Source organism: Actinomyces oris (genome assembly GCF_006546825.1).
Lineage (GTDB): Bacteria > Actinomycetota > Actinomycetes > Actinomycetales > Actinomycetaceae > Actinomyces > Actinomyces oris.
Genome location: NZ_VICC01000006.1, coordinates 432492 through 456812 on the forward strand (window position 1 = coordinate 432492; position 24321 = coordinate 456812).

Consider the following 24321-nt stretch of genomic DNA (forward strand, 5'->3'; position numbering starts at 1 on the left):
GTCGCACTGGGCGTAGCCTGATGGGGTCACTCGAATCCAGGATCTCCAGGGAGAGACGCATGAATGTCGCAGAACAGCTCGTGGCCCAGCTCGTCGATGCCGGTGTCCGCAGGATATATGGCATCGTAGGAGACTCCCTCAATCCGATCGTCGACGCCGTCCGTAAGACTGGCGGTTCCGCCAAGGGTGGGATCGACTGGGTCCATGTACGCCATGAGGAGGCCGCCGCCTTCGCTGCTGCGGCTGAGGCGCAGCTGACCGGCGAGCTCTCCGTGTGCGCTGGCTCCTGCGGTCCGGGCAACCTTCACCTGATTAACGGCCTATACGACGCACAGCGCTCGGGCGCCCCGGTGCTGGCGATCGCCTCGCACATCCCCAGCGTCCAGATTGGCCAGTCCTACTTCCAGGAGACCCACCCGGATCGTCTGTTCAACGAGTGCTCGGTCTACTCAGAGCTCATCTCCACCCCCAAGCAGGCCCCTCGTGTCGTCAACGCCGCAATCCGCCACGCTGTCAGCCTGAGCGGCGTGAGCGTGATCTCATTGCCGGGAGATGTCTCCGACGAGAAGGCCACTGCCGCCATCCCCGAGTATTCCAAGGCCAGACCGGCCACCCTGTCACCCAACCCTGCAGACGTGGCCGAGGTATCCGCCTTACTCAACAAATCTCGGAAGGTGGCGATTTTCGCCGGTGCCGGCGTCAAGGGCGCTCATGACGAAGTCATCGCACTGGCCGACCTGCTCAAAGCACCGATCGGTCATTCGTTGCGCGGCAAGGACTTCATCCAGTATGACAATCCCTACGACGTCGGTATGACGGGCCTTCTGGGATACGGGGCCGCCGCCGAGGGCATGAAGGATGCCGACGTACTGCTCCTACTGGGAACCGACTTCCCTTACGATCAGTTCCTACCGGACACCGTGACGGTCCAGGTGGACAATCACGCTGAGAAGCTGGGGCGGCGCACCGACGTCTCTCACCCGATTCACTCAGACGTCATCCCGTTCATCGAAGCTCTCATTCCGCATATTAAGAAACGCCGCTCCGACGCTTTTCTCAAGGCTCAGCTCAAGAAGCATGCCAAGATCATGAAGGCACCCATTGGCGCCTATACGCGCAAGGCGGACAGGATCAAACCCATTCACCCCGAGTATGCCGCCCACGTGCTCAACGAGGTCGCCGCCAGGGACGCGATCTTCACTGCGGACACCGGAATGTGCAACGTGTGGACCGCACGCTACATCGACCCGCTGGGTACGCGCCGTCTCATCGGCTCCTTCCTGCACGGATCCATGGCAAACGCTCTCCCCCATGCCATCGGCGCACAGGTCTCCCACCCCCATCGCCAGGTGATCTCCGTGTCCGGCGACGGCGGCCTGTCCATGCTCATGGGAGAACTCGTGACCGCCCGTATGCACAACCTGCCGATCAAGGTCATGGTCTTCAACAACTCGACCCTGGGTATGGTGAAGCTCGAGATGTTGGTCAATGGTCTGCCCGACTTCGGCACTGATGTCCACGACGTCAACTACGCTGGAGTAGCACAGTCGATCGGTTTCCATGCCGAACGCGTTGACGATCCACGAGACTTGCGCAGAGCTTTTCAGAAGGCCTTCGACTTCAATGGCCCAGCACTGGTCGAGGTCATCACCGACCCCAACGCTCTGTCGCTTCCTCCAGAGATCACGGGTGAGCAACTGATCGGCTTCGCCACAGCAATGAGCAAGATCGTCCTTAATCGAGGTGCGGGTGAGGCCGTGAGCATGGCGACATCGAACATGCGTAACATTCCCCGCTTCTAGGGGAGCTGTCACTGCCGTCCGTCATCGCTGGCCTCACCGCGAGCCAGAGACACGATGAGCTCGGCGATGGCGGGCTCATCAGGATTGCGGCTACGGCTGTCGACAGCGCGGTTCGCCCACCATCCGTCCACGGCCAGCAGCGCCACGCGCTGCATCGCGCTGAGTTCGTCCACCTCGCCGATCCACTCGTCACGCAGCATGTCCCAGGCGTTCTTGATCGTCTCGGCCTGCGGCGTGGACGAGAGTATGAAGCTGACCTCTCCGGGGAGGATCTCGCCATCGAGGACAGAGCGCGCCAGGGCCTCGATGCGCTCGGTGCGGTTCGCCTCCTCCAGGGGCTTGCCCAGTGCTTCCAGCGCCTCGGCCCGCCACCGTTCCTGGAAGGCCACAGCGATCCCCTCCAAGAGCTCGGTCTTGGTGCGGAAGTGGTAGATGACACCGCCTCGAGTCAGTCCGACGTGCTCGGCCAGGGCGTCGAAGGTGAGCGCATCGAAGCCGTCTCGGTGGGCGAGCTCGAGCGCCCCGGTGATGATGCGGTCCCGTTTCGAGGTTCTCATGCGGACTCCTCACTCGTCTCGCTCGTGGCCGGAACATGGCGGGCGGCCATAACGCCCGCACCCAGGAGGATGACGGCGGCGATAACGGCCGTGGCCTGCATGGCGCAGGTAAACGCCTCCCGGGCCTGGACCATCAGCTCGGCCTGCCCGGGGTTGCTCAGGTCGATGGCACCCGCCAGGGTGGCCAGGGACTGCTCGGCAGCCTCGGCCACCCGCTGCGGAAGACTGGAGGGGGCGGGTCCGAGCAGCAGCCGGTAGCCGACGTCCTGAATCGTGCCGAGCACCGCGATCCCCAGGGCGACACCCAGCTCGAGACCGGTCTCGGAGATGGCCGAGGCCGCTCCTGCCCGGTCCGCCGGCACCGCTCCCAGGACCGCTCCGGTGGAGACCGTGAAGGCCAGGCCGATACCTGCGCCGATGACGAGCAGACCGACGCCGATGACCACGATCCCACCGTAGGACTCCCCCAGCGCGACCACGACCAGCCCCACCGCGGCCACCAGCAGGCCGCTTCCGAGCGCCCGACCGTTGCCGAGCCGGCGCACCACCGCGGCGACGACCGCGACCACAACGATGGAGGCCAACGACGCGGGCAGCTCAGTCAAGCCGGCTCGGAGTGTGGAGTAGCCCCGGACGAGCTGGAGGTACTGGGAGAAGAAGTACAGCAGGCCGGCCAACGCGAAGATCGCCAGGACGGTGGCCGCGATGGCCCAGGTGAATGCGGGGCGCCGGAAGAGCTCGACGTCGATCAGCGGCGTGGCCAGCGTGCGCTGACGCCTGATGAACAGCCAGCCGGCGGCCAAACCGCCCACCAGTGCCGCGATCGCAACGACGGTGAGGCCGTCGTGCGCGAAGGACTTGACGGCGTAGGTGATCGGCACGATGGCCAGGACCGACAGGACCGCGGAGGCCAGGTCCACCGGGGCTCCCTGATCGTTCTTGGACTCCGGCAGGAGCCACAGGCCCGTGACGATGACGGCCGCCATGACCGGGACATTGATGAGGAAGACGCTGCCCCACCAGAAGCGCTCGAGCAGGACTCCGCCCACCAGGGGCCCCAGGGCGGTGCCACCCGAGCTGCCGGCGGACCAGATCGCACTGGCGGTGGTGCGGTGGCGGGCGTCGGGGAAGATGTTGCGGATGAGGGAGAGGGTGGAGGGCATGATCGTGGCACCGCCGACGCCCAACAGGGCTCGGGCGGCGATAAGGGCTCCCGCGCTGGGAGCGAAGGCCGCCATGATGCTGGTCGTTCCGAAGCCGAACGTCCCGATGAGCAGGAGGCGTCGCCGACCGATGCGGTCGGCGACATTGCCCATGGTCACCAGCAGACCCGCCAGGGTGAAGGAGTAGATGTCACCGATCCACAGCAGTTGGCTGGCCGTTGGACTCAGGTCCGCACTCAGCGAGGGGATGGCCAGAGCCAGCACCGTGGAGTCGATGGCCAGCAGGGTCACGGCCAGGGTCAGGACGGCCAGGGCCGCCCAGGCGCGAAGTCCAGGAGTACGAGACACGGCCAGAACTGTACTACACGCACAGTATAGTTGTGGTCGCGTCGCAGGGCTCCTCTCAGCGCAGGCGGCGACGGCGCAGCACAGCCTCCACATTCGGAGGGAAGTAGTCCGGCCCCTTGAGGACCTTGCCGTCCTTGCGGTAGACCGGCTTGCCGTCGGCACCCAGCTTGGACATGTTGGAGCGCTGTACCTCGGCGAGCACGGATGCCAGGTCGATCCCAGTCTCCAGGGCCATGCCGTAGATGACGTAGATGAGGTCCGCCAGGGCATCGGCGGTCTCGACGGTGTCGCGAGTACCGTCGTCAGCGGCCACGGCGCGACGGTAGCTCGACTCGATCTCGGCGCGTGCGGCCTGCCCGTAGACGGCGCCGACGAGCTCGGCGAACTCCTCGGCGATGAGACTCATGCGCATGTCGAGACTCTCACGCTCGAGGCTGGCGCCGTCGGTCTGGACGGGAAGTCCGTAGACGTGGTGGAAGCGGCGCACCAGAGCCTCGGGGTCGTCACCCTCCCTCTCTCCGACGCCGTCGTGAGCCACCAGAGGAAGCACGCCGTCTGCCTCAACAGGGCCGTCCCAGGGAGCTCGCGGCTCGCGCGGGTCGCCGGGCAGCAGGGTAGCGATCCAGCCGTCATGGAGCCGACCATCGTTGGGCAGGAAGCGGCGCACTTGCCCTTCCCGCTGGAAGCCGAGGGACCAGGCGACCTTCCAGGAGGCCCAGTTGGGCACCGGGCCGTGGCTCGTCTCATGGATCTCGCAGCGCCACCGCAGAGCGGACAGGCCCAAGGGGCCCTTCGGGTCGAAGGCCATATCGATGAGGGCGGCGACGGCGCGAGTCATGGTTCCGCGCCCACGCGCTGCAGCAGCGAGCCAGTAGCCGACCTCGCCGGTCCGAGCGTTCTCAGGGCCGCTCAGGGTGATGCCGAGCATGCCCACTAGGTCCGGAGGGGCACCGGCATCAGCCTCGCGGATCGCCCAGGTGAGCTCGCGTCCCTCGCTCCAGCCCTTGGCCACGACCTGCTCGACGAAGAACTGCGCGTCACTGCGCTGATAGTTGCGGGGGACGAAGGTCCACTCCTGAATGTCCGCGTCCTGGCAGATCTCGGTGATGCGGTTGAGGTCGTCGCCGGTGGGGACCGACAGGACCAGTGCGGGCAGGTCGCCGTCAGCAGCAACGGTCATCTCAAAGGAGTCCATGGAGGCCGATGCTAACGCCTCCGCCTCGCCTCACTCGTGAGGAGCCGCTCGAATTCCTCTCCCGGGTCATTTCATGGGCCTATGCTCGAGGGTGATGTCCCCCAACGAGAAGAGCCTGAGTGACTACCGCCCCCACGCCTGAGAGCCACCGCCATGGTCCCGCCATCCCCCGCTGGATGCTGCCCTCGGTGCGGGTACGCAGACGCGGTGATGTCATCACGGTCGAGCAGCGGGTCCCCGCCCGCGTGGAGAGCATGCACACGAGAAGCACCTTCGACTCAGCTCATCGCGGCTACGTGGAGCACCATGACATTCCGAGCTTCGAGTCTGGTCTAAGGTCTCCGACCGGCCTTGCGCTCGTCAAGGAACGTTTGTCCATTCCGGCTAGCGCGGCAAGTGAGCAGCAGGTGCGGCAAACCGTAGACCACACTATCGCCGCCTACGACCCGGGCACGGCGGCGCTGTCCGTTCAGCTCAGTGGGGGCATGCTGCTGCGACTGCTGCAGACCGCCGCCTCACTGGGACTGGCGGGAATCGGCCTGTACCTCGCCATCTCCTTCCACCGAAGCCCCTCCATCGCACCCCCGAGCGACCCTTTCGCCGGTATCCAGAAGGTCTTCACAGTTCTTCCCAGCATCTTCGCCCTCGTGGCACTCGCCGTCGCGGTCACCTGCGCTCGCGGCGCATGGGCCCTGCGCACTCCGAGGTTCGTGGCCGAGGAGCAGTGGGGGCTGTTGCGTCAGACTCTGACCCAGCTGGCAGGGCAGGAGCCCGGCTCCTCGCGTCCCCTGGACATTGAGGCGGGCCTGCGCCGAGATCTCATCACTCACCCGAACGGAGGGTCCCTCGCGCGTGGCGTCACTCGTGACGGGCGCATGGGTCCCCCGTGGCCGGATGCCTACGACGTCGACAAGCGCGTCAGGCAGGGGCGGCGCGCCCTGGTCGGCATGACCGTCTTCGCCTCAGTCTTCCTGCTCGTGGGGATCGTGATCTTCCTGCTGTTCATAGCCGCCGGACAGCTCACGCTCATTCCCCTGCTCCTCGGCGTCAGCGTTTTCGGCGCGCTCCTCTCCCACGCCTCCAAGCAGTGCGACCGGCTCCTCGTCTCGTATCCCCGCATGATGCCCGGAGGAGAAGAGCCGCGGGAACTCAGCTGGGAGGATGTCGACGCCCCCTCCTTGCCCGCGTGGTGCGATGCGCGCCGGCGCGAGCGCCACTGGAACCTTGCTGCGATCGTGTTCCTGGTTGAGTTCGTTGTGGCTGTTCTCGCCATCTTCGCCTCCGTGATGCTGAATCAGACTGCGTTCTCGGCCGGCTCCTCCTCGCAGGATGCTCACACTCACGCACTGATATGGAACTCGGTCCTTGCACTCGTCGCTATCGCTGCGGCACTCGCCACCGTCGCGATCGGCAGACTCTGGACTCGGAAGAAGGACAGCGAGCTGCGCCATCAGGCAGGACTGGTCTGAGCCCTCGCGTCAGCCCGGCCGCTGAGTCTGCGCAGGCCTGCGGCGCAGGACCGGCCAGCAGGAGACCATGATGAGGCCACCCAGTAGGCCGTAGGCCAGAACCACCCACAGTCCGTGATCGTCAGCGAGCCGGCCGACAACCGGTGGCGCCAGGAGACCCGCCAGACGGGCCAGCCAGGACACGATGGTCAGTCCCAGCCCGGGAAGAAGCCCTTCAACGTCGTCGGCGGCGGAATAGGTCACGGGGACGGCGACGGCGCACCCCGCCCCGGAGATCGCCATCCCCAGCAGTGTCCCGGGTACGGAGGAGACCAGGAGGGCGATACTCATTCCGAGGGTGACCAGTGCTCCACCCCAGGCGATCACGGCCCGCTGACCGACAGCGTCGATGATGCGGTCGCCCACCAGACGCCCCACGATCATCGTTCCTTGAAGGGCCACCAGCCCCAGCCCGACGTGACCGGCACCGGCGCCCTGTTCGGACAGGAACAGGGAGGACCAGTTCATGGCGACGTCCTCGGGGAACATCGAGGCCGCGCATAGCAGTCCGACGACGAAGAGCACGAGGATCGTGACCGGTCGGACTCGACGAGGCGATGTCGCCGGCCTCATCTCGGGGGCGTCGTCGAGCTTCTTGTTCTGATCGGGGGTGCGATCATCACGATCATGGCCGGGGAGGAACCAGCCTGCGAGCAGGGGGCCTACCGAGAGGACGAGCAACACCACCGCCGTCAGCACCATGTGGGTTCCCAGCCCCACTCCGGCTCCAGCCATGGCCTGACCCATGGCTGCCCCCAGGACCGCCCCCAGCGACCACGAGGCGTGGAAGCTCGTCACGATGGAGGCGCCCCAACGGCGCTGGACCCGCAGTCCGTGAGCGTTCTGCGCGACATCGACAATGGAGTCCGTCCCGCCCACAACCAGCAGGCAGACCGCCAGGACGAGCCATGAACGGGCCAGCCCCGCTCCGAGGAGCGCCAGGGCAACCACGAGCATGCCCATGCTGGCGACCTTGGCCGAGGTCAGGCGGGAGATGAGCCATGACGCGGCCAGCCCCGCCACCAGAGCACCGAAGCTGGCTGCTGCCACAGCCTGCCCGAAGTCGCTTTTGCTCAGCCCCAGTCCCGCCACGATCTCTGGGAAACGCGGAACCAGGTTGGCGAATCCCAGGCCATTGGCCAGGAACACCAGACAGACCCCGGCGCGTGCACGTATGAGCACGGGACTGTGCCGTGTCCTTGGAGGGGTGCTCAGTGAAGTGGCGGAGTGCATGGGGACTCAGTCTACCGAGGCGGGTGTTCCGTGGCCCGGTATAGGGAGTACTCCCCACCGCAGCGAGAGGGAATCGAGGTGACGAGCCCTCCCCTCTGCCCTTAGGCTGTGACTCGTACGCCGATCTGACACCAGAAAGCGCATCAGTCCGGGTGCTCTCAACCATGACGGCACCCGTTTACTCCCTGCCCCGTCTTACATGGAGGATTCATGTCCTACGGAACCGGCCCCGCACCCTATGGCGACCAGGCGCCATACGGCGGTCCCGCACCCTATCCCGGTGGTCCCGCTCCCTACGGCGCCCCCAGCCAGTTCGGACAGTTCGGCCCGCCACCTCTGACACCTGACATCGCCCCGCAGCCTGGCGCAAGCTTCGGTGAGGCCGTCAAGCGCTTCTTCCAGCGCTACGCCCAGTTCAACGGATATGCGTCCCGCTCCGAGTACTGGTGGGTTGCACTCTTCAACGCTCTCGTCGGACTTGGCATCTACGTCCTGCTGTTCATGGTCGTTGGTCTTGGTGGAGCGTTGGGCGGTTCCTCAGACGATGTCGGGACCAGTATCGGTATCGGGGCGATCATCGTCATGCTTCTCGCCTTCGCCTATGCGATAGCTACATTTATCCCGGGCCTGGCCCTCACGGTGCGGCGCCTGCACGATGTGGGAAAGCCTGGAACATGGTGGTTCATTCAGCTCATTCCGTTCGGCGTCGGCACCGTCTGGTTCCTGATCCTGATGGCATCAGAGTCCCGCCCCGACCTCTACCGTCCCGAGTGGAGCTAAGTAAAGCCTCCTGAAGGACAATAGATGGTCCCCGGAACCTCCTGGTTCCGGGGACCATTGCATTGGCGGTGCTCGGGGAGAAAGTGAACCCCCGCCTGACTCATGGCAGCTTGGTGGGATCGAGTATTTTAGGCTGATATTCTTCCGGTATTCCGTGTCCCTGTATCCCGGCATAGGAAGGGCCCCCCTCCACCCTTAGGATGTGACTCGTGCGCCGACCTGACACCAGAAAGCCCATCAGCACGGGTATTCTGAGCCATGACGGTACCCACCACTCCTCTCCCCGCCTTACATGGAGGATTCATGTCCTACGGAACCGATCCCGCACCCAACGGCGACCAGGCGCCATATGGTGATCCCAACCAGTTCGGGCCCATGTCATTGGCTCCCGACGTCGCCCCCCTTCCTCGTGCGCGCTTGGGAGAGGCCGTCAAGCGCTTCTTCCAGCGCTACGCCCAGTTCAGCGGATACGCCTCCCAGTCGGAGTTCTGGTGGTCATTTCTACTGCTCCAGATAGCCATCCCCTCTGGTCTCTACACGCTGATAACCATCATCAGTATTCCGTCAGCACTGACGCCCGTTCCTGATACACCTGCAGCAGTGTACGTGATCTTAGGTCTATTGTTTTTCTACGAGATCGTACTCATTACCCCGGCGCTCGCAGTGACGGCCCGCCGTCTCCATGACACCGGAAAGTCAGAGCTGTTCCTGCTTTTCTACTTCATTGGACTGGGGATCGTTCCGCTCATCATGTGCTGCATGCGTTCCCGACCTGACCTCTACCGTCCCGAGTGGGGCTGAGCGAAGCCCCCTGAAGGACAACGCATGATCCCCGGAACCTTCCGGTTCCGGGGATCATCTGTTGGTGGTGTCCGAGGGGGGACTTGAACCCCCACGCCCGTTTAATAAGGCACTAGCACCTCAAGCTAGCGCGTCTACCTATTCCGCCACTCGGACTTGTGTTGTCTCATCCGCCTTTCAGCGGCCTGGCCAGGTCCTCGTCCTGGCGACGCAGAGAAACTTAGCATGGCGGCCACCGAGGCCACCAAGCCACGTTCAAGTGCTTCCCATCACACTGCGGTGTTCTCGACGCTCACGGTCACCTGCATGGACCAGCTTGCCCCGGGCTCGATGGTGGGCGCATGCTCTCGTACCGCCCCGCTTTCAACGCACACCATCGCAGGGAACTCGTCGTCGGCCATGTCCGGCAGCGGGGCGCTGTGCGTGGACCAGGGGTTCCACACGATCGTCGAGGGCGCGTTGCGCTTGTCGATGCCGATGATGCGCTGATGCCCGGGATCAGTGACGGTAATCGGCTCGGCGGAGTCATAGATGCGGTCCACGGGGCCATGGATCGTCACATCGCCCTCCTGGACGTGGTGGGCCTCCTGCGGGCTGCGAGCCAGGTTGTCGCTGTAAGGGGCGCCTGCGAGCCCGCTGATGCGGCTGGCGGTGACGTCGTGGACTGAGAGATAGGTGTGCGCGGCCGCCTCCACCGTGCGGGGCTCACTCCCCTCGTTGCGCAGGCTGAGTCCCAGGCGCAGCGTCTTACCGACCTCGACCTCGTAGAGCGCTGTCAGGCGGTCGCGACTGACGCTGAGAAGAGCGCGGACACCGCCGCCGTCGGTGCTGGTGACTGTCAGCAGCCGCCAGGGGGCGATACGGGCCCACCCGTGCTTCGGTACGGCGTCACCGTTGATGCCCACCCCGAACTCCGGCAGGCACAGGGGGATTCCTCCACGGATGGCGGTAGCGCCGTCGAAGACCGCCTGCCGGGAGGTGAAGATGACCTCCGAGCCGCCGCGCGGCACCCAGGAGGTCACGGTGGCGCCGTGGAGGTAGATCTCTGCGGCCCCGGCCGGGGCGTCGATGAGGAGCCTCTGCTGTCCTCCCCGTCCTGGCCCTAACGCGGCGGTGCGGGGCAGACGCAGCTGGTTCGTCACGGCGGGGAGCGTCGGATTGCCGACATTCGGGGCGGTCATGGGGCCACGCTAGTAGGCTGGGCGTGTTTCGTCAGCCCGTTATCCAGCGAAGGACTGATCGTTCACCCCATGGCAACCAACAGCTCTCCGTCACAGGAGCCGACACAGGACGCGCCGCCCGAGATTCCCGAGTCCTCCCAGACCTCCGACTCCCATCAGGCGGTTCAGGGACCCGGCTCAGGGAAGAAGTCCGCTCGAGAGACGCTCAGCAGCAGTGGCTTGCTGAGCCGGCTCAAAAGCGCCCGTACGGCGCTGGACCGGGGGATCGACTGGGCGGAGAGGCGCAGGCAGGCGGACCGCGACTACCAGCTGCACTGGAAGTCGACTCCGGAGGAGGCGGAGAGCAGGCCGGCCGCTCCCCCGGTGTCCACCACTCATGTGCGCGTGGCCCCCTCGGTCTCCTTCCCTGAGACGGTCACAACCCGTTCCTCGGTCATGGACTCCCTGCCCGCCTGGCTGGTGCGGGGTGGCATGGGGGCCTGGCTGGGACTGGGCATCATCATTGTCATCGGCCTGATCTTCTACGCCACCTCGCAGGTGATCCCGGTCTTCATTGGCCTGTTCATGGCACTGGTGTTCACCTCGATCCTCCAGCCGATGGTCAACCTCTTCGCCAAGATCATGCCCCGCTACCCGGCGACCTTCCTGGCACTTCTCACCACCATCGGTGCGATCGCCGGACTGGTCACGTACGTGGTCACCTCGGTCACCAGCCAGTGGAGCTCCCTCGCGTCCCAGTTCGGCGATGGCCTCAACACCATCATGGACTTCCTGGAGAATGGGCCGCTGCACCTGACGCAGCAGCAGATCTATCACCAGCTCCAGCTCTGGCTGCGCCAGGGGCAGCACTATCTGCAGTCCAATGCCCCGTCCCTGGCCTCGGAGCTGCTGTCCAACGCCAGTGCGGTCGTTGATGTGCTCACGGTCCTGGCCCTGGCACTGTTCGTCACGATCTTCTTCCTGGCCTCCGGGGGCAGGATGTGGCGCTGGTTCCTCAACGAGCTGCCTGCCACGATGCGGGAGTCGACCCACCGGGCTGCGGGCGCCGGCTGGTACACCTTCGCCGGGTACGCCCGCGGCACTGTGCTGGTGGCGCTCACCGACGCCATCATGGCCGGGATCTTCCTCCAGCTGGTGGGGATCCCGTTGGCAGCACCCCTGGCGGTGCTCGTGTTCATTGGTGCCTTCATCCCGATCATCGGCGCACCTCTGGCGATGCTCGTGGCCATGGTGGTGGCCCTGGCCTCCGGCGGCTTCGTCACCATGATCGTTGTCGGCGTGGGAGTGGCCGGGATCGGCCAGATCGAGGGGCACATTCTCCAGCCCCTCATCATGGGTCGCCAGGTCTCTCTGCACCCTGTGGTGGTCATCATCGGTGTCGCCTTGGGGACCTACGCCGCCGGCCTGCTCGGCGCGATCGTCGCGGTCCCGCTCATCAGCGTGCTCTGGTCCGTCTACTCCGAGCTGCACACCAAGGACGCCCCGGTCACTGGCGAGCTGCCCGCCTACTCCTCCCGTAAGGAGTGAGGGGCGCCGCTGTCAGCACCAGTCCCGGCTGCCGGTGCCCGGGACACCGGGAAGGACCTGGAGACGATCGGCCATGAGCGCGACGACTCCGTCGCCCTTCTCCACGGTGCCGCGCACGATGAGAGCGACGGCGCGTCTGCCGATGCTCCGGTAGCGGCGCCACATACCGGCTCGGCAGGCGACGTTGAGCAGACCAGTCTCGTCCTCCAGGTTGAGGAAGATCATGCCGGAAGCAGTGTGGGGGCGCTGCCGGTGGGTGACGACGCCGGCGACGCGCACCCGGCTCCCATGCTCCTGATCCGCCAGGTCGGCTGCGCTGAGCACACCGTCGGCGGTCAGTGAGGCTCGCAGCAGCCTCAGGGGCGAGCCCTGCGTGGACACTCCGGTCAGGCTCAGGTCGGCGGCCTGGCGCTCGCGGTCGGTCATGGTCGGCAAGGTTGGGGCCTGGGAGCCGACGGCGGTTCCCGGAAGCGTGGGCTGGCACCACACTTCCGGCCCCTGACGGGAGGCGCCACGACGTCGGCCGTGCTCATCGGAGAGGACTCCGGCAGCCCACAGGGCCTGACGGCGCTCCACGCCTAGACTGTCCAGGGCTCCTGAGACGGCCAGTGACTCAAGGCGGGAGCGGCTCAGACTCACGCGTCGTGCAAGATCGGCCAGGTCCTGGTAGGGGCCGTGGGCACGGCGCTCGGTGACGATGGCCTGCGCGGCCCGCTCCCCCAGCCCCTTGATCGGGGCCAGGCCCAGGCGCACTGCGAGATCATCGTGGATGTCCAGGGAGGACGGGGCAGCGGGATGGGGCCTCAGCGGCTCCCACTGGTCTGATGGGCCGGCGCCCTGGTGGTCTTCCCGCTGCTCGACGGTGGCCTGCGCCAGTGAGCGGTTGATGTCTGCGGGTAGGACGCGCACACCGTGGCGGCGAGCGTCGGCAACCAGTGACTGCGGGGACCAGAAGCCCATGGGCTGGGCTGCCAGGACCCCGGCGTAGAAGTCCTCTGGCTTGCGCGCCTTGAGCCAGGCTGAGGCGTAGACCAGGTAGGCGAAGGAGAAGGCGTGGGACTCGGGGAAGCCGAACTCGGCGAACGACCTCAACTTGCTGTAGATCGTCTCCGCTGTGGGCGCGTCAATACCCCGGGACCTCATTCCGGCTATGAGCTTGTCACGGAGGGCGTCCATGCGCTCTATGGATCGTTTGGCTCCCATGGCCTGACGCAGGCTGTCGGCCTCGGCGGGGCTGAAGCCTGCGGCGTCGACGGCGATCTGCATGAGCTGCTCCTGGAAGAGCGGCACTCCCAAGGTCTTGGTCAGGGCGGGTTTGAGGGAGTCATGCAGGTAGGTGACCTCCTCGCGCCCCAGCCTGCGGCGGATGTAGGGGTTGACGGCGTCGCCCTGGATGGGGCCGGGGCGGATGAGGGCGACCTCGACGACGATGTCGTAGAAGGTCTGGGGCCGGAGTCGGGGCAGGGTGGCCATCTGGGCACGCGACTCGACCTGGAAGACTCCGACCGTGTCCGCGGCCGTGAGCAGTCGGTAGACGGCCGGGTCCTCTTCGGGCAGGGTGTGCAGCCCCCAGGGACGGCCGGACTGGGAGGTGCGCAGTTCTCCTTCCGTCACGGCGTCGGGAACGGTCTGCCCCCGTTGTGCCAGCGTGGTGAAGGCCAGGCGCAGGGCGGTGAGCGCTCCCAGGCCCAGGAGGTCGAACTTGACCAGCCCGGCCTCGGCGCAGTCGTCCTTGTCCCATTGGAGGACCGAGCGGTTGTCCATGGCGGCCCAGCGCACCGGGCAGACCTCGGTGACGGGGCGGCCGCACAGGACCATGCCTCCGGGGTGGACCCCCAGGTGGCGGGGCAGTCTCAGCAGCTTCTCCGCGATGTCGAGGACCGGCTCGGGGACCTCGTCGTTCTGCCCGGTCAGTCCTCCGGGGCGCACTGAGGTCCACCGCTCCATCTGCTTGGCCCAGGCGTCCTGTACTCCGGCGGGGTGGCCGAGGGCCCGGGCGGCGTCACGGACTGCGGATCGGGGGCGGTAGGAGATGACGTTGGCGACCTGGGCGGCACGTTCTCTGCCGTAGCGGGAGTAGACGTGTTGGATGACCTCTTCGCGGCGGCAGGCCTCGATGTCGAGGTCGATGTCGGGGTAGCCGGCTCGCCCCGGGGACAAGAAGCGCTCGAAGAGCATCTGGTGCCTGACGGCGTCGACGGCTGTGATGCCCAGAGCGTAGCAGACTGCGGAGTTGGCCGCCGAGCCTCTCCCCTGGCACAGGATTCCCGACTGTGCGCAGAACTCGACGATGGCGTGCACGATGAGGAAGTAGCCGGGGAATCCCAGGGACTCGATGACCTCGAGCTCGTGGTTGAGCACCTCCCAGGCCCGGGGGTGCTCCTGCGGGGTGCCGTAGCGGCGGGTGGCGCCTTGGCGGGTGAGCTCACGCAACCAGCTGGCAGGTGTGTGGCCCTCCGGGACATCGGCGTCGGGGAGGTCGGGGGCGATGAGGGACAGGTCGAAGGCGAGGTCTGCGGCGAGCTCGGCGGCCAGGTCGACGGCTCCGGGACTGCGCCGGTGGAGCAGCGCCATGTCCTGGGCTCCTCGTAGCCAGCGGCCAATGGGGGTCAGGTGACCGCGGGCGCCTTCCAGGTCGGTGACCAGGCGGGTGGAGGTGAGCACGTCGGCGAGACGGGCGTCGGCCGGGTGGGCGCAGCGCACTGCACCGGTGGCCACGAGAGGCAGCCGGTGGTCGTGGGCCAGCCGGGTCAGGGCGTCGGTGAGGGCGGCGTCGGTGGGGCCTCCGTCCAGAGTAAGCTCAACGGCCAGGCCGATTGCGGCGTCCCCTTCAACCTGCCGGTGAGCGATGGTCGTGGGGCCGGCACCGAAGGGACGTCCTCGGTCAGGCGCGGCGAAGAGCTCGGTAAGGCGGCCCAAGCAGGTGTCTGCCGCCTTCAGGTCCCAGGTGTCGGGTCGACGTGGATCCCCCAGGGCCCGACGCAAAGGGCCGTTGGCGGTACCGGTGAGGACGAGGCAGGTCCCCGCCGCTGCCTCGGTCTGGCCGGTGGACTCGGAGCGGAGAGCCGAGGCGAGTGTGGGCAGGTCGTGGGCCGGTTCTCGGCGTTGCCCTGCGTCCAGGTTGTGCCGGGAGATGGCGGTCACCAGCTGGCGGTAGCCGGTGGGGTTGCGAGCCAGGACGGGTAAGTGGGAGCCGTCGGCCAGGGTGAGCTCGGTGCCGTGAATGGTGGGTAGGCCATGGGCGCGGCCTGCTTGGGCGTGCTTGACGATGCCGGGGACGCCGTCGTGATCGGTCAGGGCGAGGGCCTCCAACCCGAGCTCGACGGCGGCCGAGGCCAGGTCATCGGGCTCGTTGGCCCCGTCGAGGAAGGAGTAGGCGGAGTGGGCGTGGAGCTCGGCATAGCGGTGTCGTCCGGTCATGACTATTGGTGGCGCCTGGAGCGTTAGAAGGGTGGGGCTTGGTCGATGAGGGGTGCGAGTTGGAGGGTGTGGGCGGCTTTGGGGTAGGGGGTGGGTTCGTAGGTTCCGGGTTGCTGGCCGGGTTGGGGGCCGCGGGTCTCGAGGCGGGGGCTGGTGCTGCCGTTGGTGTTGGTGCCGAAACGGGCGTGGTCGTGGGTGTGGTTGTCGAGTGCTGTGTCAAGGGCGCGGTTGAGGCGGTTGAGGATGTCGGGGTTGATCTGTTGGCTTAGGTCGGTTGGTATGACGGTGCTGGGGGCGTGGTGCTGGTGGGGTCCGGTCTTGTGGGGTAGGCGGGTGATGGTGCCGTCTGGGTGGCGCTGGTAGACGGTCTTGTCGGGGGTGTGCCAGGACAGGGTTCCGGTGGTCTGGTCTCTGGTGAGTGCCCAGCCGGGGGTGTGCTTGAGGCGGTGGTGGGCCTGGCACAGAGTGGTGAGGTTGTTCAGGCTGGTGGTTCCGCCTTGGCTCCAGGCGGTGAGGTGGTCGATATCGCAGCGTTCGGCGGGGGTCTGGCAGGTGGGGAAGACGCAGGCTCGGTCGCGGGCGCGTACCAGGTCGGCCAGGCCGGCTGGGGGCCGGTAGCGGGTGCGTCCCACGTCTACGACGGTGCCGCTTGCCGGGTCGGTGACCAGGCGCCTCCAGGTCCCGCCGGCGGCCAGGGCCCAGGCGGTCAGGGCCGGCACCGACGCGCTGCGCGCCCCGATGCGCACCTCCGCGACCTCAGCCGGCGAGGCGGCCGGCTGGGCGATGAGAGCAGTGGACAACGACGCGGCAGGCGAGGAGTCGTGAGCAGCCGAGCACGAGAAGGCGGGAGTAGCCGGGGCGGGTACAGGCAGACTCCTACCACTGGAGCCGGGCAGACTCCTCCCATCAGTGGTGGGCAGGCCTCTCCGGTCATGCGGGGATGCTGCGTCATTGAGAGGGTCGGGCGTGACAATGGTGGGGCTCTTGTCTGGGCTGGCTCTGCCGGACTTCGGATGGCAGGGACCTTCGGGGCGCTCAGCGCTCTCGGGAACACCACACTTAGGAGCACAGCCCTCGGGCACATAGCCCCCGTGATCGCTGTCCTGGAGCCGGTTGCCTCCGATGCTGGTGGCGGGTTCGCTGCCGCAGGGACCGTGAGCAGCTGGGGTGTGGTCGGTGGCGTCTTCTGGCTGAGCCAGGCCACCTGGGTCGGTCAGGCTGGTCAGGGGGACGGTGACCTGGACGTCGATGTGGATGCCCTCTAGGAGGGGGAGGTGTCCGGTGCCTGAGGGGGTCCACCACGGGCTGGCTGAGCCCACCAGGGAGCTCAAGGCCCCCAGGAGCCCTTCCAGAGGCACCCCGTCAGGCAGCAGCCGTGCCTGGGTAGCCGGCCCGGAGAGGTTGGCCTCGGCCTGGGCTTCGCCGTCATGCTCGGCTTCCTTCGGGGAAGGCTGGGTGAAGGCGGTCTGCTGGCTGGTGCGTAGTGTGGACAGGGCCATCGCGCCGAGTGCGTCGGCCCGCAGCTGGGCCAGGGTGCGCTGCTCACCGCAGGCCCACGCGCTGGCGGCGATCGCATCCAAGGTGGCGTCCAGCAACAAAGCGTCCATGGTCGGCAGCACCAGCCGGACCTGGGACATGCCTTCACCGACCGGCCTGGGGCGTGACACGCACCGCCGGGAGACATTGACCCGCACCCGCTCAGCATGCCCGGCGGGGTCGACCTCCATTAGGGCCCGCTCAATGTCGCGTCCTACCTGGGACACGCTACGCCTGGGCGCCTGAGGCAGGACCCGCTCCTGAACGGCCAGCGCCACCGGGGCCGGCACCCCCTCCAGGCGGCGAGTCACCAGGGACGCCTTGGCTGCATCCAGCACCCCGCACCGCTCCATGGCCTCAACCGGCCCGAAACCCATGTCCATCAGGGCGCTACCGTGATCCACGATCTGCCCGGCCCGGCTCCGGGATACCCCCAGGCGGGCCGACAGCAGGCAGGTGGCGTTGAACCTGCGCTCCTCGAACCCCACCACCGACGAGACCCGACCATCCGGACCCCACTGCCCCGGGTGGGTCGACAACTCGGCGCACCCGGTCAGGCACGCCGCCGCCAGGGCCTCACCCCAAGACGCCCACGCCACCAGCCGGCGACAGGCCGCCGCCAGCTCCCCCAGACCCCGCGCCCCCAGACCAAGCAACCCAGTAGCACCAGCCTCCTCCAGAGACACGACCCTGTGTCCCTCAGCCGCAGCCACCAACGTCGCGTCAGCACCCGACTCGCCGGTGAGCAGGGCCGGCGCCGCATCACCATCAGCAGCGCAACCCTCACCGTCACCACTTCCATCGCCGCCACCGTCGCTGTCGTCGTCGTGGTCCTGGGCGGTGACCAGCAGCCGGGCCAGCAGCCCCTCCACCACACCGGCCAGCGCTCCGCCAGCGGCCAAGGACCCCAGCAGGCCCGCCACGCTCTCAGGGCAGGTCACGGCCTCCGCCGACACGTCCCCGCCAGGCGCACCCAGCACCCCGGCCACACCACCGGCCGGGACACGAGGAAGCACACCACCTTCGAACATATGTACAGTATAGCCCGAGCCTCCACCACCCGCACGCCGAAACGGACCCCAGAATCACTGGAACAGCAACGAAAACCCGACGGCGCCGACCTTCCTGGCCCCAGGCACACGGAGACGGGGTGGGACCGGCCCTTGCCTCACGTCCCGAACTCGCCCACCTGAACCGGCTAACCGGTTTGGGTAAGCCGGCCCGGGAAGTCCGGTCCGGGCGGCCTAGTTCACGGACATAGGTTCGGGAGGGCTGGGTGCGGGGATATGGGGGCGGGAGAGCTGGTTCGGGCGGACCAGTTCAAGGATGCAGGTTCGAGGCGCTCGGCTCGGGTGACCCGGTTTAGGGGGTTCGGATCGAGTGGGGCCGGCTCAGGCCGACCCGGCCCCACCTACCCGAACCCGCTCACCCAACCCCACCCCCTCCCCGACGTGACGCGGCTCAGGCGAGGTGAATGGTCACGGCGCCCAAGACCGCCAGAATCCAGGAGGCGAAGGAGCCGATGAGGAACTCCTCAGCCTTCTGCCCCGCTTTATCCTGGCTGATCTCGGGAAATCGAATCACGCCCTTGGCGGCAACAATTGCGGCAATAGCAGCGGGCGCCTCAACGGAGGCGAGCAGGAGAATGAGGATTCGCTCAAGCGGACCTATCCAGCGACCGCCGCGCATCGATCCCTCCATCTCATCCCGCTTTCCGCTCTCCTGCGAGGGCTCGCAACCTGCAGCAACAACTTCCCCATTTCCCTGCGTGGAGTGGCGCGCAACAGCAAGAATGTCGGCGACGACTCGATTGGCGGAAACAGTCAGGAGGACAACGACTCCGACGACGGCGCTCATCTTGGCAGCCCGAGACCCAAGCGGCTGCGACGCGACGACGCAGAGCGCCACGGCGAGGAGCAACAGACTCGCGCAAGCAAGGCGAATGAGCGGTTCCGGCCGATCCGTACCGTTCTCGGAGGCGCCCCGACCCACTCGCACCCACTGACGGATCCTCAGCGACTTCTCCCACCGGGCCCGCGAAACCAAGCCGCAGCACAACCATGCAGTGGCTACCAGAACGCTGACGACGACGCCTCCTGCCCCGAGATGAAGAACGGGCCACCCGACAAGGATGCCAAGAGCAACGACTGCAGACGCTCCCACCAGAAGTCTCACCCTGGCGGACCTCCGAGACAATCCCTCACTCACCCGGCCGGAGGCACCAACCACGGAAGCGACGGCAAACAGAAGAACAAGAAGGGCCGTCACTCTCCTTCACCTCCCCCACTCAACCCGTCGAGAAGCTTTTGAACCTCCAGCAAGGAGGAACCGGCACTGCGAGCGAATTCAGAGACGGCTTGCTGACTCACCTTCTCCTGACGGGCGATCTCAATCTGGGTCACCCCCATGAGGAGTCCAGCCATAATGCGGCGCTGACGGGGCTGAAAGCGGAATATCGTCTGGTCGCGCAGAATGAGGACGGAGTTGACGACCCTCTCACGCTCACTCCACTCCCCTCCGGATCCGCCGACCGCATCCGGGTGGATGCGCAGCCAGGTGCGAATGAAGGACCTCCCCGCATCCTGGAGATGATGAGCCTTCTCGATGGCTTCGCGTGCGGCCCACCATGCCGAGCCGTCCTGGATCGGACGTCCTGGCGCACCGTCTGCACCGCTTCCCGCCGCCCCCTCCACCTCGGAGATCGCTCCGACTCCGATTCCGAAGCGCAGGCCCAACCCATCAGGCAGAAGAAGGTGTGTACGCATGGTGAGAGCGAGAGCGTCGGCGAGGGTCGCCGAGACCGCCTGCAGCTCGTCGCCGACCGTGGCGTACGGGCGCTGCGTCAGCGCCAGACCTTCAGCGGCCCGCTCCAGAGTCTCGTGAATGACGCGCTGAGCACGCCTGCGATCAGGGAGCTCGCGCGAGCGGATGATGTCTGCGATGAGTGCGTAGGAGACATTCACAGTTTCACGATAATGCTTGTAATACCCAGAATACAAGGATCATCTCGGAACGAAGGCCGTCTCCTCGCTCCCCATCGCCCTCGGTCAGCCTTGTACTCCCGCCAGCACAAGCTCAGTCCCGGAGCGAGGCTCACCGGTCGGGAAGCCTCCCACCGGCGGCGAGGTAGCACTGGCCGCACAGCGACTCGTACGTGACGTCCCCGGAGTCGATGGCCACCTGATCGCCGTCGAAGACGAAGGACTCCCCCACCTTGCGGGCATTGAAGATGGCCTTGCGCCCACAGCGGCAGATGGTCTTGAGCTCCTCCAAGGAGTGGGCGATCTCCAGCAGCCTGCGCGACCCGGGAAAGCTGACTGTGCGGAAGTCGGTGCGGATCCCGTAGGCCAGGACGGGCACGTCGTCGATCAGCGCGATCTCCATGAGCTGGTCCACCTGAAGGGCCGTGAGGAACTGAGCCTCGTCGATGAGCACGCAGTCAAGAACCTCACGCAAGGTCGCCGCCGCCTCTCGCGGGACGCCGTCCTCGTCGCGGACGGGCCGCGCACCGCTCAGGGCCCGCCGGTGCACCAGGGCGCGCAGGTCGTCGTCGGCGTCGACGAGGAGGTCAACGCGGCGCGACACCCCGAGCCGGGAGACCACTGAGTCCTCACCCTTGGTGTCGACCACCGCCTTGAGGAGCAGGACGCGCTGATCGCGCTCCTCGTAGTTGTAGGCGGTCTGGAGCAGCCCCGTGGACTTACCGGAGTTCATGGCGCCGTAGCGGAAGTAGAGCTTGGCCACGCGGGTCCTCCTGAGCCGGATCGAATCACTCGGGCCGGATGCTACCCGCCGAGCGCCCCGGGCGCGGGCAAGACGTGACGACGCCGCTCAGCCACTCCATGGCGCACGCATAGCCTCATCCAGACCAGCCCGGATAACCTCCCCCTCATGCTCTCACTCGACCACCTGCCTCACACCTGGCGCACCAGGCAGGCCGGCACGCTGGCCGCAACCGCCGTCATCACGCTGTCGCTGTTCTCCTGGCTGGCCCTGACCACGAGCTCCGGGACGGGGCTGGCGCCTCATGACCAGAGCGTCACCACCTGGGCCGTGGACGAGCGCCTCCCGGCCTTGACCGTCATCATGCAGGTGTTCACCGCCCTGGGCTCCACCGTGGGGCTGACGATCCTGACCGCGATCTGTGCCGTCCTCCTCTTCATGAGGGGCCACCGCGTGCGCGCACTGGTTCTGAGCCTCACGATGATCGGCTCCAGCCTGTTGACGGTGGCGCTCAAAGAGTTCTTCAGGCGTGCACGCCCCTCAACCGACACCCTTCTAGGCGAGCCCGCCTCGACCACCTCCTTCCCCTCGGGGCACTCCTTCAACACGGCCGTCTTCGCCGGCATGCTGGCGGGAATGGTTCTGACATCCACTGCGGTGACCCTGTACCGGACCTTGGCGATCATGGCGGCGGCGGGGTCGACCCTGCTGGTGGGGGCATCCCGTGTCTACCTGGGCTATCACTGGATGACCGACGTGCTGGCCGGCTGGTCCCTGGGGCTGGCCTGGCTGTGCCTGGTGACGCTGGCGCTCCTGTGGCTGAAGGGACGACGGCGCCAGCCCCCATCCCTTGCGGCCACGCCATCGGACAGCTCCTCAGGAGTAGAGGGCATCGAGCCACCATCGACCTGATCGCACCAGCAGGCGGGGCGGCCCGACGTCGGTGACCACCTGGAGGTAGGCGCGTCGCGAAGGCCCCTGGGAGGTCCACCACCCCTCGTCGACCGGCCAAGGCCCGGCCCACAGGAGCACGGACTCCATCTGGGGCACAGTCCCCACAGCACCCTCATCAACGCCATCCACGCCGTCGTCGACACTGAGGAAGCCGGGGACACCGTCGAGCTGACCGTGGATGTCGACGCCGAGCTCTCTCCCCTCAATGTCGGTGAGGCGCGCGGGAACCGGTCGGGGCAGGACGATGGAGGGTGAGGGCTCGGGCAGAGCGCCGCTCCAGGGCGCCATCTCATCATCCGTGGACTCCCCTACACCTTCGCTCTCACCCCAGGGGATGAGGCGAACCCGCGAGCGCGGGTCGCGCCCGGGAACAATCCTGGGAACCTGGATGCTTCCGGCCCCCAGGAGTGACTCCACGCGTTCGGCGGCACGGCGAGCGCGCGACTGGGCCTGGTGGCCCGGCGCTTGCCACAGTCCCGTCTGGGAGGTCGTGGCGGGGCTCAGCTCGAGGGCGGTCAGGCTCAGGTGGGTCAGACCGGAGGAGGGTGGGCGCCCGGAGCGTCCGGAGAGCCATCCCTCGAGCTGCCAGCGCACGCGGTCGGTGAGCTCGGCGGGGGTGGGGGTGTCCTCCAGCATCCAGCTTCGGGACAGGTCGGTGCCGTCCTCGCAGCGGGCAGCAACGCAGAGGCGTCCGACGGAAAGGCCTGCGGACAGCAGGCGGGCCGCCAGGTTCTCGGCGAGGTGGCGGGCGGCGAAGGCTGCGGTGTCGGCGCGTTCGACGGGAGGGTCGAGGTCGGAGGTGACGGTGATGTCCTGGGCCGGCCGGGGCATGGCGGGGACCTCGTGGTGGGTGCCGGCGGCCAGGTGGTGGAGCCTGCTCCCCAGGGGGCCGAAGCGGGCGGTGACGTCTTTTCGGGGCAGGGCTGCCAGGTCCGCCAAGGTGCGCAGGCCGAGTCGGGAGAAGCTCTCCAGCAGGGGGCGGGCGTCGCACCTCAGGCGGCTGAGGGGCAGGCAGGTCAGGAGTGCGTCCAGGGGCCAGGGGGCGAGGAACTCCGGGGTTCGTCCCGGTTCGACGATGATTCCTTGACGGGAGGCCAGGACGGCTCCGGGCAGGGAGTCAGCGATGCCGACCTGGCACTCGACGTCGGCCTCCTGGGTGACGGTCTCCACGAGGGCTGAGGCGAGGGGTTCTTCTCCGCCGATCCAGGCTGCGGGCCCTCTGACGTGGGACAAGGCCAGTCCGGGGCGGGCCACCATGGGGTCCGCCAAGAGGGAGGTGAGGGCCTCCATGACGATTTCGAAGGCACGTGCTTGGCGTTCCTCCTGGGGAGGCAGGACGGTGAGCTCGGGACACAGGGAGCGGGCGGTGCGCAGTCGCATGCCGGTGGTGATGCCGGCGCGGCGGGCCGGGGCTGAGGCGGCGAGGACTCCGCGAGCGCCGACGACGGCGACGGGTTCGGTGGCCGGGTCCGGCAGGTGGGGGGCTCCTTGGTGCGCTCGGGGGTGTCGATGCCGCTGGCGGGCCTCCATGGTGAGGGCGACGACGGGCCAGTCGGGGACCCAGATGGCCACGAATCTGGAGGCGGGTGGACCGGACGGCGAGGGCGGTTGTGGCGGGTTCATCCGGCCACCTCCTGCGGGTGGGAGGTCGGGTCGGCGGTGTCGACGGCGTTGCGGGAGCCTGTGCGCAGCCCTTCGGCGGACAGTGAGAGCGTGAGCTCTTCGGTGGGGGCGAGCCGTGGGCGCTGCGGGTCGGCCAGGGTCCAGGTGAGGCGTCGCAGATATCCGGCCGGCATCTCGATGGCTCGCACCGGAGCGGGCGAGGCCCCTCGCCCGATGGGGATGACGACGCCGTCGGCGGAGGGCTTGCTGGGGGCCTCCACCGGGGCCTGGGCGGGAGGCGTGTTCCGGATTCCGGTGTCGGGGGCCAGGGCATCGGCTCGGAGGATGCGGGCGCCTTCCCAGCGGGCGGAGGTCAGAATGAGGTGGCCGCGTTCTCGCGCTCGGGATAGCAGGCGCCTGCGGTGCTGGGGACGCAGGCCTTCGGCGACGGTGGCGCCGATGAGGAGGGTGTCGACGCCGTCGAGCAGCGTGGAGGTGACCGTCAGGATGGAGGCGTCGTCGAGGAGGGGTGCTGGAACGGTGAGGACCCGTTTGAGGTCGAGGCCGACCTCAGTGGCTGCGCACCAGCCCAGCTCATCTCCCCCGATGACGCCGCACCAGCCGGTGGCGCCCTGGCGCAGGGCGAGGGCGGCCAGGAGGAGGGTGGTGGATCCGTGGAGGGTGAGGACACCGGAGTCCTGCCAGGCCGAGAGCGCCGCAGGAGGTGCGGGGAATGCGGAGGAGCCGGCCTGAGGCGAGTCGGCTGATGCGCTCAGCAGGGCGCTGGTTGACGCCGAGGACAGGGCGCGCTGCACCGTCAGGGCTGCTGAGTCGCGCAGTCCGGTGCGTTCCTCGGCCAGCCTCAGGGCGAGTCGGGCCCGGTCGAGGCGGTTCTGAGCCTCCGCTGGCGCGCGCGTAGTCGAGACTCTCATGACACCCCCTTCCTCTGTACGTATGTTCGATGGGTGGGTTTCAGGATAGCGCTGCGCTG

18 protein-coding genes and 1 tRNA gene are annotated in these 24321 nt (G+C 67.4%); 6 read left to right on the forward strand and 13 right to left on the reverse strand.

Annotated features, from left to right (window positions below):
• Positions 1 to 59 precede the first annotated feature (59 nt).
• On the forward strand, positions 60 to 1802 hold the full coding sequence (locus tag FK267_RS09320; RefSeq protein ID WP_075379320.1) for a pyruvate dehydrogenase: 1743 nt from the start codon (positions 60 to 62) through the stop codon (positions 1800 to 1802).
• 8 nt (positions 1803 to 1810) lie between these two features.
• On the opposite strand, the gene FK267_RS09325 is transcribed toward FK267_RS09320, so the two are convergent.
• Genes FK267_RS09325 through FK267_RS09335 form a run of 3 tightly spaced genes read right to left on the reverse strand, consistent with a single transcriptional unit; the run spans position 1811 to position 5065 of the window.
• Positions 1811 to 2359 (reverse strand): TetR/AcrR family transcriptional regulator, encoded by a 549-nt coding sequence (locus tag FK267_RS09325; RefSeq protein ID WP_075379321.1) that lies wholly within the window; start codon positions 2357 to 2359, stop codon positions 1811 to 1813.
• Positions 2356 to 3870: an MFS transporter gene (locus FK267_RS09330; protein WP_141407000.1), complete on the reverse strand. Its 1515-nt coding sequence runs from the start codon at positions 3868 to 3870 to the stop codon at positions 2356 to 2358. Before FK267_RS09330 ends, FK267_RS09325 begins: the two co-directional genes overlap by 4 nt.
• A gap of 55 nt (positions 3871 to 3925) precedes the next feature.
• On the reverse strand, positions 3926 to 5065 hold the full coding sequence (locus tag FK267_RS09335; protein ID WP_141407001.1) for a bifunctional GNAT family N-acetyltransferase/nucleoside triphosphate pyrophosphohydrolase family protein: 1140 nt from the start codon (positions 5063 to 5065) through the stop codon (positions 3926 to 3928).
• A 119-nt stretch (positions 5066 to 5184) separates the two neighbouring features.
• Between FK267_RS09335 and FK267_RS09340 the strand changes: the two genes are divergently transcribed.
• Positions 5185 to 6534: a hypothetical protein gene (locus FK267_RS09340; RefSeq protein WP_141407002.1), complete on the forward strand. Its 1350-nt coding sequence runs from the start codon at positions 5185 to 5187 to the stop codon at positions 6532 to 6534.
• 9 nt (positions 6535 to 6543) lie between these two features.
• On the opposite strand, the gene FK267_RS09345 is transcribed toward FK267_RS09340, so the two are convergent.
• Positions 6544 to 7806, reverse strand: a complete 1263-nt coding sequence (locus FK267_RS09345; protein WP_141407003.1) for an MFS transporter — start codon at positions 7804 to 7806, stop codon at positions 6544 to 6546.
• Positions 7807 to 8016: 210 nt separating this feature from the next.
• On the opposite strand from FK267_RS09345, the gene FK267_RS09350 reads away from it, so the two are divergent.
• Both FK267_RS09350 and FK267_RS09355 read left to right on the forward strand, forming a co-directional pair.
• Entirely contained in the window at positions 8017 to 8586 is a 570-nt protein-coding gene (locus tag FK267_RS09350) for a DUF805 domain-containing protein (RefSeq protein ID WP_141407004.1), read from the forward strand.
• 303 nt (positions 8587 to 8889) lie between these two features.
• On the forward strand, positions 8890 to 9387 hold the full coding sequence (locus FK267_RS09355; protein WP_141407005.1) for a DUF805 domain-containing protein: 498 nt from the start codon (positions 8890 to 8892) through the stop codon (positions 9385 to 9387).
• Positions 9388 to 9452: 65 nt separating this feature from the next.
• On the opposite strand, the gene FK267_RS09360 is transcribed toward FK267_RS09355, so the two are convergent.
• Both FK267_RS09360 and FK267_RS09365 read right to left on the reverse strand, forming a co-directional pair.
• A tRNA-Leu gene (locus FK267_RS09360) sits at positions 9453 to 9543 on the reverse strand.
• A 113-nt stretch (positions 9544 to 9656) separates the two neighbouring features.
• Positions 9657 to 10568 carry a D-hexose-6-phosphate mutarotase gene (locus FK267_RS09365; RefSeq protein ID WP_075379328.1) on the reverse strand — a complete coding sequence of 304 codons (912 nt, stop codon included), beginning with the start codon at positions 10566 to 10568 and terminating at the stop codon, positions 9657 to 9659.
• Positions 10569 to 10637: 69 nt separating this feature from the next.
• On the opposite strand from FK267_RS09365, the gene FK267_RS09370 reads away from it, so the two are divergent.
• Positions 10638 to 12095: an AI-2E family transporter gene (locus tag FK267_RS09370; protein ID WP_075379329.1), complete on the forward strand. Its 1458-nt coding sequence runs from the start codon at positions 10638 to 10640 to the stop codon at positions 12093 to 12095.
• Between the two features lie 12 nt (positions 12096 to 12107).
• On the opposite strand, the gene FK267_RS09375 is transcribed toward FK267_RS09370, so the two are convergent.
• The 5 genes from FK267_RS09375 to FK267_RS09395 all read right to left on the reverse strand — a co-directional run bounded on the left by FK267_RS09375 (position 12108) and on the right by FK267_RS09395 (position 20795).
• A complete protein-coding gene (locus tag FK267_RS09375; protein WP_141407006.1) occupies positions 12108 to 15515 on the reverse strand; it encodes an error-prone DNA polymerase in 3408 nt (1135 codons plus the stop codon).
• 23 nt (positions 15516 to 15538) lie between these two features.
• The gene (locus FK267_RS09380; RefSeq protein ID WP_141407007.1) at positions 15539 to 18082 is read right to left on the reverse strand and encodes an HNH endonuclease signature motif containing protein; all 2544 of its coding nucleotides are present in this window, start codon (positions 18080 to 18082) and stop codon (positions 15539 to 15541) included.
• A gap of 430 nt (positions 18083 to 18512) precedes the next feature.
• A complete protein-coding gene (locus FK267_RS09385; protein WP_141407008.1) occupies positions 18513 to 19319 on the reverse strand; it encodes a hypothetical protein in 807 nt (268 codons plus the stop codon).
• Positions 19316 to 20014 (reverse strand): SatD family protein, encoded by a 699-nt coding sequence (locus FK267_RS09390; RefSeq protein WP_101558255.1) that lies wholly within the window; start codon positions 20012 to 20014, stop codon positions 19316 to 19318. The genes FK267_RS09385 and FK267_RS09390 overlap by 4 nt, the downstream gene beginning before the upstream one ends.
• Positions 20015 to 20144: 130 nt before the next feature.
• Entirely contained in the window at positions 20145 to 20795 is a 651-nt protein-coding gene (locus FK267_RS09395) for a thymidine kinase (RefSeq protein WP_141407009.1), read from the reverse strand.
• A 147-nt stretch (positions 20796 to 20942) separates the two neighbouring features.
• Between FK267_RS09395 and FK267_RS09400 the strand changes: the two genes are divergently transcribed.
• Positions 20943 to 21686 carry a phosphatase PAP2 family protein gene (locus FK267_RS09400; protein ID WP_141407010.1) on the forward strand — a complete coding sequence of 248 codons (744 nt, stop codon included), beginning with the start codon at positions 20943 to 20945 and terminating at the stop codon, positions 21684 to 21686.
• Here FK267_RS09400 and FK267_RS09405 read toward each other — a convergent pair.
• Positions 21651 to 23351, reverse strand: coding sequence for a DNA polymerase Y family protein (locus tag FK267_RS09405; protein WP_141407011.1), 1701 nt, complete (start codon positions 23349 to 23351; stop codon positions 21651 to 21653). The two genes, FK267_RS09400 and FK267_RS09405, sit on opposite strands and share 36 nt — an antisense overlap.
• Positions 23348 to 24262: a hypothetical protein gene (locus FK267_RS09410; RefSeq protein ID WP_075379336.1), complete on the reverse strand. Its 915-nt coding sequence runs from the start codon at positions 24260 to 24262 to the stop codon at positions 23348 to 23350. The genes FK267_RS09405 and FK267_RS09410 overlap by 4 nt, the downstream gene beginning before the upstream one ends.
• Positions 24263 to 24321: the final 59 nt, after the last annotated feature.